Below are 15,688 nucleotides of genomic sequence, written 5' to 3' on the forward strand. Positions count from 1 at the left end.
TGGGGAGTGGTCGGTTGCGACGGGTACCGGAGAGACACACCCGCACCACGCGACGGTCCGCGCGGGAGCCTTGCGTCCGGACCGGCCGGCAGCCCGTACTTTCCGGCTTCCTCGACATCGGTGACAAGCCTTGCCGGGTCATAGAGTCGGCGTGTGACTGACGAAGACGCCACCTTCGACATGCTGGCCGTGCTGAGCGACCCCGTGCGCCGCCGCCTCTACCGATACGTCGCCGCCGCTCCCGAGGAAGTGGGCCGGGACGCGGCGGCGGAAGCGGCCGGGATCTCCCGGTCGCTGGCCGCCTTCCACCTGGACAAGCTGGTCGAGGCCGGGCTGCTCACCGTCTCCTTCCGGCGGCTGTCCGGGCGCACCGGTCCCGGGGCGGGGCGGCCGGCGAAGCTGTACCGGCGCGCCGAGGGGGAACATGCCGTCTCCGTGCCGCCGCGGTCGTACGAGGCGGTCGGCCGGCTGCTCGCCGAGGTGCTGGAGAACGCCGGGCTGGACCGGGAGCTGCAGGCCGCGGCGAGGGCGGCGGGCGCGGCACAACCGGACGGGCGTGCCGACGACGTGGAGGCGGTGCTACGGGCCCGTGGCTACGAACCCTTCTGGGACGGGGAGACGCTGCGGCTGCGCAACTGCCCTTATCACGCGCTGGCCACGGAGTTCCCCGCCCTGATCTGCGGGATGAACCTGGCGCTCATCGAGGGCCTGGCGCCCGGGCAGTGGTCACCGGCGTTGAATCCGTGCCCCGGCGGCTGCTGTGTCGCTCTTTCTAAAAAGAAAACTCATTGACGATAGAAGCCCGGCGGGGCCATGCTGTGCCCATGACTGACTCTCACCTGGCACAGGTCAACATCGGCCGCATCGTCGCCCCGCTGGACAGCCCCGAGTTGGCCGACTTCGTCGCCCTGCAACCGGAGATCAACGCGCTTGCCGACCAGAGCCCCGGGTTCGTCTGGCGGATGGTGGACGCCGACGGCATGGACGCGACCGGCATCCGTCCCGCCGGCAACGACGCCCTGCTGCTGTTCAACTGCTCGGTCTGGGAATCGGTCGAGGCGCTCCAGAGGTTCACGTACCACAGCGATCACCTTCGCGTACTGAGCCGCCGCCGGGAGTGGTTCCGCCGCATGACCGAGGCACACCAGGCCCTGTGGTGGATCCCGGCCGGCCACCGCCCGACCGTCGACGAGGCGATGGAGCGGATCGCGATGCTGCGCGAGAACGGCCCCGGCCCGCAGGCGTTCACCTTCCGCGCCCCGTACCCGGCCCCGAGCGAGGCGGCCCGGCTCTAGGCACGAGCGCGGACGCCGGGTCCGTCGGCGTCCGCGCTCAGCAGGTGGTCAGTCGTCCGACGGGACCTTCAGTCTGTCCCAGCTGGTGCGGCCCGGGATGCCGTCCGCGTCCTTGCCGCGGTAGCCGAGCTTGTGCTGCCACGCCGCGTAGGACTTGCGGTCGGCCTCGGTCCACTCGGGACCCGGGCCCTTCTCGTAGCGGCCGCAGCCCTCGGCGACGAGGCGGCGGCCCATGGCGGTGATCAGGGGGGACTTCCGCCCGGTGTGGAAGAAACCGGCGCCGGGGAAGGGCGCGTACTCGGGCTTGGGTCCGGGCTTGGGGCCGCCCGGCTCCTTGCCGCCCTTGCCCGCGAGCCGGTCGGCTATGCGGCGCCGCATGCCGTCCATGGTGAAGCCCCGCGGGTCCTGCTTGCCGGGCTGCCACTCCTTGTGGCCGATGACGGAGCGCTCCGACCACCCGTGGTGCCGGCAGATCGCGGCGGACACCTTCTCGATGGCCTCCTTCTGCACCTCGGGCCAGGGGTCCTTGCCGTCGCCCAGGTTGACGCACTCGAAGCCGTAGAAGTGCCGGTTGCCGTCGGTGTCGGCCTCATTGTCCGGCGGAAGCGCGGTCTCGTCGACCACCGCCCGCAGCACGTCGCCGTCACCGAGACCGGCGTGGTTGGCGCGGCCGTTGCCGACGAGGTGGACGTGGCCTTCCTTGTCGATGACCCCGTGGCAGAGGGGCCCGGGCAGGCCCGCGTAGCCGTCGTAGCAGATGTTCACGGAGTTCTGGGTGCCCGAGGTGACGGTGTGGTGGATCATCACGCCGTTCACCGGGCCCCAGGGACCCTTGCTGTTGCGGTTGTGGTTGCGCCAGTCGCGTACCTCGTGCACCGTCAGGCCCTCCGCGCGGAGGACCGCCAGCAACTTGGCCGCGCTCATCGGCTGTGCCATCACTCGTCTCCTTCCGCGGCGGCCCCCGCCGCCGTGGTCGGGGAGGGACCGGCCTCCGCGGTCCGTTCCTCGTGCGCGGCGCGGGCCTCGGCGTCCAGGGCCGCCTGGTCGGCCGGAGGAATGTCCGTGGCGAGCGCGCCGAAGGCCCGGCGCAGGTCGGCGGTGCTGCCCTCGCCGGTGACCAGTGCCAGCGGGGCGAGGTGCCGGTCGATGCCCGCCGGGGCCTTCAGCAGCGGGCGGCGGGCCGCGTCCGTGTCCCACTCGACGCCACCGGTGGCGGTGCGGGCGGGGATCAGCCAGTGGTCGCCGGTGCGGTAGGTGCCGTTCTCGGCGAAGTAGACCTCGACGCCGTCCTCCAGCGGCAGCCACCGCCCCTCGGCGAGCGGCACGGCGCCGCCCTTCAGGGAGCCGGTGCGGCCCTTGCGCCGGGGCCCTTCGCGATGGTCCCAGCGGCGCAGGAAGGGGTGCAGGTGCGGCAGGCGTCCCACGCGCGCGTCCGGCTCGGCGGAGAGACGGACGCGGCGGCCGGGCAGGTCCAGTTCCTCGACCCGCAGCAGGGGCAGCGCCTCCAGCCGGGAGGCGTACGCGGTGTCGGTGACCTCGACGTGGTCGCCGACCTCCAGACCGAGCTTGGCGTCGGGGCCCAGGGTGGCCAGCCGCACCCAGGTGCCGTCGAGTTCGTCCACCGGGAAGACGGCCGAGCCGTTCTCGCGGGACCACTTGAAGGTGGCGTCGGCCGCCTCGCCGCCCGCGTGGATCTCCACCCGGTACAGCTGGTTCTCCGGGCCCCGATAGCGGGCGTCGGGGCGGACCAGGCAGGGGTCGTCGTCGGCGTGCTCGGGCCGTTCGCTGCGGGCGGCGAGCCGGGCGGAGGGCGCCGCCTGAGCCTTGGCCCACCTCTCGAAGGCCTCGCGGACGGCTCGCGGGGACGGTTCGGCGTCCCCGAGGTCCAGCGCGGTCAGGGACAGCGGCAGCACCTGCCAGACGACCTTGGTGCGCACGGCGGTGTCGGGCAGCGCGGCGCCGAGGGCGACCTCGCGCAGCGCCGGGTCCTCGGCCGCCGAGACCGCCCGCTCCCACACCTGGAGGTAGACGAGGAAGGGCGACTGGGCGGGCGAGGGCAGCCGGTCGCCGGGCCGTTCCGGGTCCCGGAAGCCGTCGGGCTGGTTCCAGTAGTCCCAGTGGGCGTCCGTCCCGGCCGGCTGCCGCTGTTCGGTGCCCTCGTCCGGTACGGGGACGCCGGGCGCGGGGCGGTCCGCGTCGCACAGGATGCCGTCCACGTAGTAGCGGCCGCCGTGGATGTGCAGGGTGTCGATGTCGTGCTTGCCGCCCACGTACTCGATGCGGAAGCCGCAGGCGCCGGCGGGTCCGCCGTGCGGGCCGATGAGGTCGGCGGCGAGGGTGCGGGCCTGGTGGAGCTGGATGGCGGTCTGTTCGTTGAGGTCGGCGTCCAGTTGTACCCGGCCCTGCTGGGCGAGGACCGCGGAGTAGTGCCGCTCCGGGCGGAAGGTGGCGCGGGAGAGGTCGGCGTGCATGAAGGGGGTCCCCCTGGTTCGGAAATCTGCGGGTGGGTCGTACGGCGGCACCGCTCACGTCACGAAGAAGATCCCGGCGTCCGCGATCGCGGGGGTGTACTCGGCGAGCCGCGCCCTGAGCGCGTCCTCCCGCTGGGGGCGGTACAGGTCGTGGAAGGCGCCGAGTTCACCTCCGTCGTCGGCGCCGCGCCGGATCTGCTCGGGGCCCTGGTCGGCCAACTGGCCGTACCAGGGCGTCCCGTAGCGGGTGGACACGAACAACGGCCGTACGGTCTGCGCCTGTCCGGTGCCGACGAGGTCGGGCCGGCAGCGATGGCGGCGCGGGGTGCGCGAGCCGGGCGGCACGTAGCAGTGGCGCAGACAGCCGATGCCGCGCCGGGCCACGTGCAGCCGGCCGGTGAAGATCGAGTTCTCGGCGAACTCGACGGCGTGTGTGTGCACTTCCCCGATGACGGTGGTGCGGCGCAGGTGCAGCACGGCGTGCGCGTGGCGGCAGTCGGGGGCGGACAGGGCCGCGCGGTCGTCGCCGGTGGCGTCCAGGACGCTGTCGTGCACCTGGATGACGAGGGGGTCCTGGCTCACCTCGTCGCCGATGACCTCGATGGTGCCGAGGACGCTGTACTCGACGCGGAGGCAGGCGGTGGTGCGTTCGAGGACGACGCTGGGTTCGTCGGGCGAGTGCGGCGCACACTCGGGCTCCAGCGACCAGCCGGGCACGAGCGTGGAGTGCCGCACGACGACGGCACCGACGGGGCCGGTGACGTTGATGCCGCGCCCGGCGACGAGGAGTCCGTCCAGGACGATGCGCGGCCGTTCGTGCGGGGCGCAATCGGCTTCCACGGCACGGATGTTGAGGGCGTCGGGACGGTTGCTGTACCAGTCGAGGAGCCGGATCACCGGCCGGGTGCCCTCGGCGGCGCGCAGTTCGAGGCGGTCGCCGGGGACGAGGTCGAAGTCCAGCTGCTCCTGGTAGGCGCCGCTGTGGGTGATCTCGATGATGCCGGTCCGGCCGGGGCCTCGGTGGTCCTGCCAGGCCCGGTAGGCGTCCATGATCCGCCGGTACGGACCGCCGGGGCCGACCCGGTAGAGGTCGGCGTCGGGGCGGGCCCCACGGTCGGGGCGCTCGTACTGGCCGCCGCCCATGTCGGCGCCGAAGGCGTGGTGGTAGTCGACCCAGACGCCCTGGCGGGGCGCGCGGCGGGCCCCGAACGCGATCCGCCCGAGCTCCGGGTCGACGGCGATCTGCCCGCGTCCGGGCCGGTAGCGCCAGTCGGACAGGTCGGCGACGACGATGTCCGCCGGGGGCACGGGCCGGTCCTCGCCGTCGCGCCGGATGCACAGGCTCTTTCCGGGGCCGTAGTAGTCGGCGAGCCGGTCGTGCAGCAGCCGGCGGGTGATGAACGCGGGCACGTTGTCCACGGCGGCGATGTGCGCGGGCGAGGGTTCGGGCACCGGGCGGGTGAGCAGCGGGGTGTCGTTGCCGAGGATGGAGAAGGTGTAGAGGTTGCGGGCGCGGTCGACGCAGTAGGCCGGTGACGCGGTGAGCGCGTACGGCTTGAGCCGCCAGACGAAGAGAGCGACCCCGGCCGGCGTCCAGCCTCCTTGTCTCCTGGTGGAGTTCGCGCGGCGTACGTCGACGGTGCGGGACGTCGTGTCGAAGGGGCCGCCCGCGGTGGCGAGTGCCGAGCCGTCCCTGAGGTCGAGCAGCCGGCCGCGTTCGGTGCGCCGGCCGGTGCCGTGGAGCCTGACCGGCTGGGTGTGGGCCACGTGCCGGGACAGTTCCACGGCGCGGGCGGGCCAGTCGGCGACCCGGTCGGAGAGTTCCTCCAGCAGGTGCAGGGTGCCCTTGCGGCGCCGTTGGGCGACCGTGGCGGCGACGTCCCGGCGGGGGGCGACGGCTTCGGCGAGCGCTGTCCGGCCACCGCCGTGCAGGCCGGGGGTCAGGACGTGCTCGTAGCCGGGCAGGGTGCGGTAGCCGACGAGGTCGCCGAGGTAGGGCAGCACCCAGGGTGCGGCGGTCTCCACGAACAGGTCCTCGTAGCCCTGGCGCACGCCGTCGCGGACCCGGTCCAGTTGTTCGCCGATGACCGCGAGCAGGGCCCGCAGCGGTTCGCCCTCCTCCGCGTCGCGCAACCGGTGCCGGCGGGGCAGCAGTTCGGCGAGTTCGTCGGGGTGCCGGTCGGCCGGTGTGCGCGGTTCGGCGTCGGGGGACATCACTTGACCTCCGTCAGGATCAGGGTGTCCGCGGCCCGCGCCGACAGCATGGCGAGCTGGGCCGGGCGGATGCCGCGGAAGACGACCACCGTCCGGCCCTCGGCCAGGCGCCGGGTGTCGGTGATGTCCGGGTTGAGGTGCAGCAGCCGGCTGAGCGGGATGCCGTGGCGGGCGCAGACCGACGTCAGGGTCTCGCCGTCGGCGGCGCGGACCGTGTAGGTCCGCTCGTCGTAGGCCGCCGGGTGCGCGGGGACCGTGGGCCGCGGGGTACCGGGGGCGGCGAGCAGGGCGGTGAGCCGGTCCGGGGTGGCGCAGGCGGGTACGCCCGTGAAGACGTCCACGTCCATGTGGTCGACGCCGGGCACGGAGTGGGCGGTGGCGAGCACCTCGGAGAGGCGGGCGGGCCGGCCGAGCTCCCGTCCCTCGTAGCCGAGGCGGCGCAGCAGGGCCTGGCGCAGCCGGGGTTCGACGGTCTCCCAGGTGTGGTCCGGGGCGAGTTTCACCTTGGCGGCGATGAGCAGCAGGACGAGTTCGCGGGCGTCGACCCGGACCGGCAGGCCGGGGTCGCCGTACTCGGTCAGGGCGCGGCGCAGCGGCCGGAGGTCGTCGTCGGCGAGGGGCACGTCGTCGGTGCCGGCGACCGTCACGTGGAGTACGCGCCGCCGTCCGTCGAACAGTTCGCGGGCGGCGGCCCGGCCGATGCCGGCCCGGGAGCGGGCGAAGTCCGCGTAGTCGGCCGGGGAGACCAGCCGGTCCAGGGCGGAGACGGCGAGCGGGATCGTGCGCCGGGTCAGGCCCGGCCCGTCCGCGTCCGAACCGCCCGTCGCCGGGAGCGGGTTGGTGACCGCGGTGACGCCGAGTGGGCGGGTGAGCGGCTGGGTGATCCGTTCGGCGGGCACGTCGGCGGCCTTGCCGGTGCCGAAGCGGTAGCGGGCGCGCACGTTCTCGTGTCCGCTGGGCAGCCGGGCGCCGTGGACGCCGTCGCCGAAGGTGACGGTGGTGCGGCCGTCGGCGGCGGTGCCGGTGATGTAGACGCGTTCGGTGGGGCCGCGTCCGGCGAGGCTGTCGACCTCGTGCCAGAGCAGGCCGTCCACGCGGACCTCCAGGACCGGGGTGGCGCCGAGCGGGTTGTCCGCGGCGAGCCAGGTCAGCGGGGACTGCCAGAGGGCGAAGGTCTGGTTGACGCGGTCGGAGTCACCGCTGCCGATGGCCTCCTCGCGGCTCTCGCCGTGGGTGGCCTCGACGACGTTGCCGAGGACGCGCACGCTCGCCCGGTCGTAGCGGTGGACCAGGTTCGTGGTGAGGGTGAGGCGGGTGTGGACGTGGTCACCGGGGAGGTCGGGGTCGATGGCCGGGTCGGCTGCGGCGATGGTGACCACCTCGCTCCCGGTGACCCCGCTCGCGCCGGGTACGTCGGTGCGTTCGCCGCTCACGACGAGGGTGCGGCCGGGCCGTAGCCCGTCGTGGAGCTCGGCGAGTTCGATCTCGTTGCCGTGTACGTCCTCGCCGAGCGGCTCGTCGGCCGGGCGCAGCGGCTCTCCCGCCGCGTGCACGGTGGTGTCGCGGATGTGGGAGAGCAGGACGTCGGACTCGTCCAGCCAGGGGTCGGCCAGGGTGAGTTCGGTGCCGCGGCCGGTGATGCCGTAGTTGGAGTACGCCGCCGTCCGGACGGCCACCACCTGGGTGGTGACGAGGCGGAGTGCGGCGTCGCCGGGGACTCCCGTGCCCTTGGCCGGGCGCTCGATCGCCACCCAGCTGCCGGCCGTGATGGTGTCGTGGACGCTGTCCAGTTGCAGGATGCGGCGGTTGAGGGGGGCGGGCCTGCTCGCGATGACGATCTCGACGTTGGGTGCCGTGCTGCCGACCGTGTAGGTGACGCTCACCTGGTACTCGCCGTGGGTGAACTGCCTGCTGCCGCCGGGCTCCAGGGAGAACCGCTCGGTGGTGCCGCCGGTCACGGCGATGTGTACGGTGCCGTCGTCCTCGGGCCGGGAGACGAACAGGCTGCCCTCGGGCAGGCCGGCGTGGAGGCGGGCGGTGACACCGGGTTCGCCGTCGGCGGCCGGGCGGATCGGCTCCTGGCCGCGGAGGGCCCGTGCGGACAGGTCGACCTGGCCGGGTCCCAGGGTGAAGGTGACCGGCTGGGTGACGGGCAGGTTCTCGGCGCGCTGGTCGGAGCCGCTGCCCTCGACGTACTGGAACTCGGCGCGGACCGGCGTCCTGCCCGCGGGGTCGTACACCACGCGCATGCTCGCCAGCGCGGCGCCGGTCAGCGGCCAGTCGGCGGTGCGGATGACTCGGCCGCGGGCGTCCTGGACCGGTTTGAGAGGGGCGTTCGCGCCGAAGGGGGCGGCGGTGACGCGCATCGCGAGGAGGGCGCGCAGCAGAGGGCCGGTGGCCGGGGTGCCGGCGGTGCGCCAGGCCGGGTAGAGGCCGGCCAGCCCTGGGTCGAGGGCGGTCAGCAGGCGGGCGGTGTCGGTGCCGGGACGGCGGGTGCGGGTCTCCCGCCGGGGCGCGGGGGCGGCGGCGCGCAGGGCGGGGAGGACCGTGTTCAGGGCCTGGAGGGCGGCTTCACGGGGATCGGGCCGGGCCTCGTGCTGTGCGCCGGCGTGGCGGCTCGCCCGTGTCCTCGGGGTGCCGTCGCCCTGGGCGGCGGGGCTGCCCGCGGCGGCGGCGGGCCGGGCGGGTGCCAGCGCCCGCGCCCGCGCGGCCAGTTCCGCGAGGATGGCCGTCAGCTGTTCGAACCACGCCGCGACGTCCTCGTACGGCTCCGCCAGGACCTCGGCCTCACGCAGGCGGGCCACCGGCTCACCGAGGCGGGTGGCGAGCTTCTCCGGTGTGTCGATGGTGTCCAGGTCGGTGCGCAGGGGGGCGAGGACCTGGTCGTCGAAGTCCTCGATCAAGCGGCTGACCGGGCGCGGGTTGGGAACCTCCGGGGTCGGCGGTTCGTCGCCGGGTTCGCCGGGGGCGGCCGGCTCGGCGGTCCAGCGTCGTACCTCGGCCACCAGCTCCTTCAGCGTGGGCGGGGCCGACTGGGGCAGGGTGAGTGCGGTGACCTCTTCCCCGGGGTCGGTGCGGACGCCGGCGATGGTGATCAGCTTCCGTTCCCCGCCTGCCTGTTCACCGAACACGAAGAGGAGCTTGTCGCCGGTCCGCAGGGAGTTGGCCGTGCCCTCCACGAAGAGTTCGGAGCGGCGGGCGAGGTCGTCGGGGGTGAGGAGGGAGGGCCGGCGGCGCCGTACCGTCAGTTCGTTCCAGTCCCAGCGGGCGGTGAGGTCCCGGGAGGTCTCGAAGGTCAGCGACCGCTCGTCGGCGGAGGCGGGCACGCTGTGGCTGCGGGCCCCGCGCGGGATCGGCACCGGCAGGGTCTCGGCGCGCGGGTCGCGTTCGAGGGTGTACGCCAGATGGGTGGTGGCGGCCACTCCGGGGCGCGGCCGGTGCCCGACGAGCCGGCCCAGCAGGACCAGGGAGCGGTGGTCGCGGGCGGTGCGGAGGTAGGCCTCGTCGGCGATCCGCTCGGAGTGGAAGGTCAGCAGGTCGCCGAGGATGGCGGCGGCGTCGAGGAGGCCCACGGCCGGGTCGTCGGGGGTGCGTACGGTGAGCCGGGCGAGGGCCGGGTACGCGGGTGAGGCGAGCCGGTCGAGGAGGGCCGCGAGGAAGGTGCCGTACTCGCCGACGCGGTAGTCGAGGGCGGTGCGGCCGGGCGGGTTGTGGAGGGGGGCGGGGGCGAGGCGCTCGTCGTGGCCGCCGCATGCGCCGCCGCAGGAGCGGGGCCGGTTCATCGGGCTCCTCCCAGGGTGATCTCCAGCCGGCCCTGTTCGGGCCGGTCGGGGTCGTTGTCGCAGGTGGCGATCTCCAGCGGGCCGAGTCGCAGCACGCCGTCCGCCCGCTCGCCCCGGTCCGGTTCGAACAGCCGCCGCAGCCGGGTCACTTCGACGCTCTCCACGCCGGGGACGGCCGCGACGACGGCGACGAGGCGGCTGAGCCGTACGGGTTCGCCGAAGGTCAGGGCGTCGGGGTGGAAGAAGCCGAGCCGGCCGCCGGGCAGCCGGCCGCGGCCGAGGGCGCGGTACAGGTCGGCCAGGATCCGCCCGTGCTGGTGACCGGGCAGGGCGCACACGCGCAGCGCGATGTCCACGGGCACCAGCCGGGCGGGGCCGACCAGCACGTCGTGACCGATGCGCCGGTACGTCTCCAGGGCCTGGGCCACCGTGTCCAGCAGGCGCGGTGACGGGGTGCCGCCGTACGCGTCGACGGCGATGTGGGCCTCCTGTGTGCTGCCGGTCCAGCGGAGGTCGGCGGCGGCCCGCTGGACGCCGGGCACAGCGGAGGCGAGCGCCGCGTAGTCGGCGGCGGTGATGGCCCGCAGCCGGGTGCGGCGCAGCTCCAAGGGCGCCAACTGGCGTACTTGTTCCAGGGGTTCGGGTTCGGTGCCGCCACTGGCCGGCAGCGGGTTGCGGACGGTGGCGGCGGGTACCGGCCCGCCGGGCTCGCCCGCCGCCACGACGAGGTGGTTGATGGCCTCCGCGCCCACGTTGCCCGCGCTGCCGCCGCCGAGGCGGTAGCGCACCGTCAGGCGTGCTCCGGGGGCCGGCCCGGCGCCGTGCCGTCCGTCGCCGAAGCGCAGGGCGAGCCGTCCGTCGTCCTCCGGTTCGCCGACGAAGTGCCGGTCGCGGGGAGCGCTGTCGAGCAGGTCGCGGCGCGGCTCCCACACCGCCTCGCCGTCGGTGAGGCGTACGGCGGGCAGGGCGCGGCGCGGGTCCTGGGCGAGGGCGGCGCCGGCCGGGCCGTGCAGCACCGGTTCGTCGGGGTGGAGTCCGGTGGCGTACGCCGGGCCCCAACTGTGCGCGATCTCCCAGGTGATGTGGGCGTCGAGGACGGTGCCGGCGTGGGCCCGCGCGGTGAGGACGGCGATGCGCCGCCGCTTGGCGTGGAGCAACTCGTCGCTGCGGTGCAGCAGTTCGCGCACGGCGCGGACGGGGTGCCGGCGCAGTTCCAGCCGTTCCAGCAGCTTCAGGCCGAAGAGTACGGCGAGTTCGGTGATCTCGTACTCGGCGAGTCCGTCGGCGTCGCGGGCGCTGCGCCACAGTTCGGTCAGCCGCTGCCGGACCCGCTCCGGGATCGTGGCGATCCGCTCGGCCTGTGCGGCGGCGACCGCCGCCGGGTCGGGGAACGGTACTGCCTGGGTGACGGGGGCGTGGCCGAGGACGGGGCGGAAACGCGGCCGGATGCCTGGGTAGACGCTCTGGGCGAGCAGCGTCCGCAGGGCCGCGGCCTGCGCGTACGTCGCAGCGGGCACCACGTGCTCGTGGCGTTGTCCGGCCCCTTCCAGGCCGATTCCGGCGCGCAGGACGGCTCGCTCCCCCACGACGTCGAACAGTTCGCGGACGTCGTCGGGGCGCAGTGCCCGGCCGCTTTCGGCGCGGTCCGTCAGCGAGGTGATGAGCCGTGCCGGTGCGTTGCCCCGCGTAGGGTCCGCGCAGCCGGGGCCGGGCGGGCCGCAGGGCGCCACGACGGCCGGGGCCGGTGGCACGGTGACCGTCTCGACGGTGCCGGAGCGGCCGTGGTCCACGAGGACGGCGTTGCCGCGGGCGAGGGTGACGTCCTCGACGGGCAGGCAGTCGCGTCCGCCCCGGGTGGTCAGGCAGAACGGGACGCGCAGGGCGTCCTCGGCGGCCCAGGTGACCTCCAGCACGGGCTGGTCCTCGACGTGGTCCAGGCCGGGGGTGACGGAGGTGAGGCGGACGGCCTGCCGGTGGGCGGGGTCGGCGTCGCCCGGGGTGCCGGTGCGCGGGCCTTTGACCTCCTCCAGGATCAGCACGTCGCCCGGTTCCAGGGCGAGCCCGCGCTCCCGGCGGGTCGCGGGGTCCGCCCACTCGTCCCGTAAGGTGGCGGCGGTGGCTCCCACGGGCAGCGCGCACACCTCGCCGCCCCAGGTCCACAACCGGATCGCGTTGTGCGCGACCCGCAGGTCCAGCGGCTCGGCGGCGAGGACGGGTTCGAAGACCTCCACGGAGCCGCGCTCGTCCAGGTCGCCGAGGTCGTTGTCGTCGATGACCGTGCCGGGTTCGGGGCGGTCGTGCGGGTCGAGGGCGCGTACGTCGACCGCGGCGAAGCGGTAGGTGCCGGGCGCCAGGGTGCGGTCGGCGGCGGTCTGGACGGTCACGTAGGTGCGGGCGTTGCAGCCGTCGTGCATCGGGTAGTCGATGAGCCGGACGTGCCGGCGTACGGAGACGCGGCGGCGGGCGGTGTCGAGGTAGGCCTCGGTGGCGACGGCGTCCTGCTGGTAGCTGATCTGGTCGCCGGTGTAGGCGAGCAGTTCCACCAGGGTGGTGCCCAGGTCGGCCGGGTTGCGCTCGGCCCAGTCGGGAGTGGTCAGCGCGAGCCGGTCGAGCAGGAGCTTGCGGAGGGAGTCGTAGTCGCGGGCCGTGTAGTCGATCACGGGTGCGGCCGGGAGGGCGGCGTCGTCCTCGCCCGCGTCCGCGCAGTCGAAGGGGCTCGGGCAGTCGGGCCAGAAGCCGAACTCCGCTTCCGCGTACCGCTGGTCGAAGCCGTGGTAGGGCTCGGTGCCGGGCCTGCCGTAGGGGTCGGCCTCCACCAGCGACAGCCGGTAGCGGGAGGTGTCGCCGGCCCGGTCGAGGGTGACGTGGAGCCGGTCGTCCAGCTCGGGGTCCTCCTCGCGTTCGACACTGACGTCCACGGCGGTGAGGCCGGTGACGCGCCGGCCGCCGTCGATGCGGACGTTCTGCGGGCCGAGGCCGTCGGGCGCCTTGCCGAGGAAGGTGACGGTGAGCAGCAGCCCGTCGTCGCTCACCTCGACGGCGTCGATCCCGTTGAGGCGGGCGGCGCGCACCTTGGCCCGCCGGGTGGCTCCCGCGCTCATGCCGCCCTCCCCTCGAAGAGGTCCTCGTGGACGGTGCCCGTGGCACGGACCAGGTAGGACAGCTGGACGCGTACGGTGTCGTCGGCGGCGGCGATGTCGAGGGAGACCACCTCGATCAGGTCGCCCAGCCAGCGCTGGAGGGCGGCCTGGACGGAGAGTTCGAGGGTGCTGACCAGTTCGGGGCCGATCGGCGCGAAGACCAGGTCGAGCAGTCCGCAGCCGAAGTCGGGGCGCATGACGCGCTCGCCGGGGCTGGTGAACAGCAGCTGTTCGATGAGGTCGTGGACGTGCTCGGCGGGGCGGGCGTGCGCGGTGCGCCCGCGGCGGTCGGCGTGGAACGGGAACGCGATGTCGCTGCGCGGGCGGGTGTGTGGGCTCGGCGGTCTCATCGGACGGTGACCTTTCGCTGCGCGGCCTGGACGACGGGTGGTCCCTGCGGGACGAGGGCCGCGCTGAAGCACTGGGCGGCGCAGGTGTCGAGCAGCACGGGCACGCCGTCGACCGTGACGCCGGTGTCGGCGGCGGTCCAGCGGACGGACACGCACGGCGAGGGCACACCGTCCACGGTGTGCGGGCAGCCGGTGACGACGTGGGCGTGGGCGGTCGTGGCCACGGTGTCGCCGTCGACGCGGACGCCGCCGGAGGGTGTGGTGGCGGGTGTGGCTCGGCCGCCGTGCGGGCAGCCGATCACGGCGCCCGCGTGGAGCAGACTCCCGGACAACTCTCTTCCCCCGTTTGTCTATCGCTTGGACTGTGCGGTCAACTGACCCTGGTTGATGGTTACTTCTCGGCCGCGCAGGGTGATCTCGGCGCCCGCGCCGGTGGCGATGACCACGGCTTCCTTGGTGATGCGGATGTAGGCGCCGCCCTGTGCCTGCAGGAGGATTCCCTGTTCGGTGCCGGCCGTGTCGTTGAGGACGATCTTGTGGTCCCCCGGGGTCTGGACGACGACGGGTTTGCTCGCCGCGTTCGCCCGCAGCTCGCGCCGGGCGTCGGGCGGCAGTTCGCTCGCGTCGCCGTACCAGCACCCGGTCCACACCGGGAAGCTGGGGTCCCCCTGTTCGAACTCCATCCAGACGCCGACGCCGGGTGGCGGTACCACGAACTGTCCGGACTCGGGTCCGGTGAACGGCAGGCAGGGCAGCGCCCAGGTGGACGGCTCGTCGCCGAGGACGTCCGGGACCTCGGCCGTGATCCGGCCGAGCCGCAACGGGTCGTCGTTGCTGACCACCCGGCCGCGGAACTTGCCGAGGTAGCGATTGCTGGGTGCCGCCATGGTCGGGGTGCTCTCCTCGTCGGTGGGTCGGGTGGGTCGGGTGGGTCGGGTGGGTCACGGCCGGACGGTGTCGCCGCGTGCTTCCAGGCCCTCCCGGGAGAGGGTGAAGTTCTGCTGGAAGGAGCCCGGACGGAGGTTGTGGGTGACGGACTTGACGAAGTAGTCGCCGTCGTAAGCCCGTCCGGCGCCGCGGACGCCGACGAGCCGGCGCGGCTGGAGGAGGTAGCCGTGCCGGCCGACGTCGAGCGAACCGGAGCCGGAGATGACGTCGGCGGAGACGGCGGCGCGGGCGAGGAGTTCGGCCTCGGCCTGCTCGCGCTGCTGCTTGGCGGTGCCGGAGAGGGTCTTGCGTTTGAGCGCCGGGGTGGGCCGACGGCCGAGCGGCGGGCGCAGGGGGCTGACCGGCGGCTGGGGCAGCAGGGTGGACTGGCGGGTGCCGGGGTCCTGCCAGCGCGCCTGGGGCTCCTCGCGGGCGGTGCCGTCGTAGGCGAAGGTCAGCTGATCCACGGTGGACAGGGCGTCCATGTTGACGTTGAGGGCGTGCTGGCGCAGTCCGATGCGCACCTCGGGGCCCCAGCGTGCCGCGGAGTGGCCGGGGCCGGGGCCGGGCTCCAGGTAGAAGGTGTATCCGTTGGCGCGGGCCAGTTCGGTGACGTACTGGAGGTCGGTGCCGGTCTGGTAGTGGACGCGGAGGTCCTGGTGCGGGGGCTGGGCGATCTTCTCCTGGTAGACGTCGGGGCGGATGCCGTAGTCGGAGTACCGGCGCAGGATCGCCAGCACCCGCTGGGACGGCGGCAGGTTGGGGTAGCGGGCGGTGCGTTCCTCCAGGTCCATCAGCAGCGTCAGGTCCTCGCCGGTGACGGTCAGGGTGGAGTGGCCGGGGAGGTTGCTGGCGCCGACCTCCTGGCGGACGATCAGCCCGTCGAAGAGCACTTCGGGGGTGCCGCGGACGCTGACGGTGACGATGACGCGGGTCTTCGGGTCGAAGAAGCCCTCGGGCAGCAGTCGTCTGCTGAGGAGCCCGTTCTTCGTGAGGTCGAAGGCGAACTGGAATCCGCTGCGCTCCCCCGCCGTGGTCGTGATCTGCGCCGACAGCAGCGCCTCGGCGACCTCCAGGGGGACCGGGCGGGCGAGCTTGGGTCCCATGAGGAGCTGGATGTGGACGGGGCCGTGCCCCACGGGCTGCTCAGACACGCCGCTCTCCCCGCGGGAACCCGCCGGTGAGCGGAATGCCGATGACCCGTCCCGGCTCGTCCGTCAACTCCCTGGGATCCAGTACGGGGTTGGCGTCGGCGATCCGCCACCACTGGCCGGGGTCGCCGAGGAACCGCTGCCCGAGGAGGTCGGGCCGCTCGCCGGCGCCGACGGTGTGCGGCTCGGTCTCCTCGTCCAGCGGCGGTAGCAACCGCCGCTTGGTGTAGCGGACTTCGGAGCCGTCGGCGCGCCGGTGAACACCGATCTCGGCGTCGTGGTAGCGGCTGGTGCGCGGGTAGGGGTGGGCGCCCGGAATCGAGTCCAGCGCGCTCTCGTACGGCTCGGTCTCCGCCAT

Annotated in this window: 12 protein-coding genes; 2 read left to right on the forward strand and 10 right to left on the reverse strand. The window is 74.1% G+C overall.

Annotated features, from left to right (window positions below):
- Positions 1-153: 153 nt before the first annotated feature.
- Together Srubr_RS10305 and Srubr_RS10310 are read left to right on the forward strand one after the other, a co-directional pair.
- On the forward strand, positions 154-792 hold the full coding sequence (locus Srubr_RS10305; RefSeq protein ID WP_189999622.1) for a helix-turn-helix transcriptional regulator: 639 nt from the start codon (positions 154-156) through the stop codon (positions 790-792).
- A 32-nt stretch (positions 793-824) separates the two neighbouring features.
- A complete protein-coding gene (locus Srubr_RS10310; protein WP_189999621.1) occupies positions 825-1,295 on the forward strand; it encodes a DUF3291 domain-containing protein in 471 nt (156 codons plus the stop codon).
- A gap of 48 nt (positions 1,296-1,343) precedes the next feature.
- On the opposite strand, the gene Srubr_RS10315 is transcribed toward Srubr_RS10310, so the two are convergent.
- The 10 genes from Srubr_RS10315 to Srubr_RS10360 are packed head-to-tail and all read right to left on the reverse strand — an operon-like array spanning position 1,344 to position 15,688.
- Positions 1,344-2,231, reverse strand: a complete 888-nt coding sequence (locus Srubr_RS10315; RefSeq protein WP_189999620.1) for a peptidoglycan-binding protein — start codon at positions 2,229-2,231, stop codon at positions 1,344-1,346.
- Positions 2,231-3,766, reverse strand: coding sequence for a DUF6519 domain-containing protein (locus Srubr_RS10320; RefSeq protein ID WP_189999619.1), 1,536 nt, complete (start codon positions 3,764-3,766; stop codon positions 2,231-2,233). Before Srubr_RS10320 ends, Srubr_RS10315 begins: the two co-directional genes overlap by 1 nt.
- Before the next feature lie 54 nt (positions 3,767-3,820).
- The gene (locus Srubr_RS10325; protein WP_189999618.1) at positions 3,821-5,980 is read right to left on the reverse strand and encodes a hypothetical protein; all 2,160 of its coding nucleotides are present in this window, start codon (positions 5,978-5,980) and stop codon (positions 3,821-3,823) included.
- Positions 5,980-9,762: a putative baseplate assembly protein gene (locus tag Srubr_RS10330; RefSeq protein ID WP_189999617.1), complete on the reverse strand. Its 3,783-nt coding sequence runs from the start codon at positions 9,760-9,762 to the stop codon at positions 5,980-5,982. Before Srubr_RS10330 ends, Srubr_RS10325 begins: the two co-directional genes overlap by 1 nt.
- Positions 9,759-12,863: a putative baseplate assembly protein gene (locus Srubr_RS10335; protein WP_189999616.1), complete on the reverse strand. Its 3,105-nt coding sequence runs from the start codon at positions 12,861-12,863 to the stop codon at positions 9,759-9,761. The genes Srubr_RS10330 and Srubr_RS10335 overlap by 4 nt, the downstream gene beginning before the upstream one ends.
- Complete coding sequence (locus Srubr_RS10340) at positions 12,860-13,252, reverse strand: GPW/gp25 family protein (RefSeq protein ID WP_189999615.1); 393 nt, start codon at positions 13,250-13,252, stop codon at positions 12,860-12,862. The genes Srubr_RS10335 and Srubr_RS10340 overlap by 4 nt, the downstream gene beginning before the upstream one ends.
- Positions 13,249-13,584, reverse strand: coding sequence for a hypothetical protein (locus Srubr_RS10345; RefSeq protein WP_189999614.1), 336 nt, complete (start codon positions 13,582-13,584; stop codon positions 13,249-13,251). Before Srubr_RS10345 ends, Srubr_RS10340 begins: the two co-directional genes overlap by 4 nt.
- A gap of 18 nt (positions 13,585-13,602) precedes the next feature.
- A complete protein-coding gene (locus tag Srubr_RS10350) occupies positions 13,603-14,139 on the reverse strand; it encodes a phage baseplate assembly protein V (protein WP_189999613.1) in 537 nt (178 codons plus the stop codon).
- Positions 14,140-14,193: 54 nt separating this feature from the next.
- The gene (locus Srubr_RS10355) at positions 14,194-15,333 is read right to left on the reverse strand and encodes a hypothetical protein (protein ID WP_189999612.1); all 1,140 of its coding nucleotides are present in this window, start codon (positions 15,331-15,333) and stop codon (positions 14,194-14,196) included.
- The gene (locus Srubr_RS10360) at positions 15,326-15,688 is read right to left on the reverse strand and encodes a hypothetical protein (protein ID WP_189999611.1); all 363 of its coding nucleotides are present in this window, start codon (positions 15,686-15,688) and stop codon (positions 15,326-15,328) included. Before Srubr_RS10360 ends, Srubr_RS10355 begins: the two co-directional genes overlap by 8 nt.

It is taken from the genome of Streptomyces rubradiris (assembly GCF_016860525.1).
Lineage (GTDB): Bacteria > Actinomycetota > Actinomycetes > Streptomycetales > Streptomycetaceae > Streptomyces > Streptomyces rubradiris.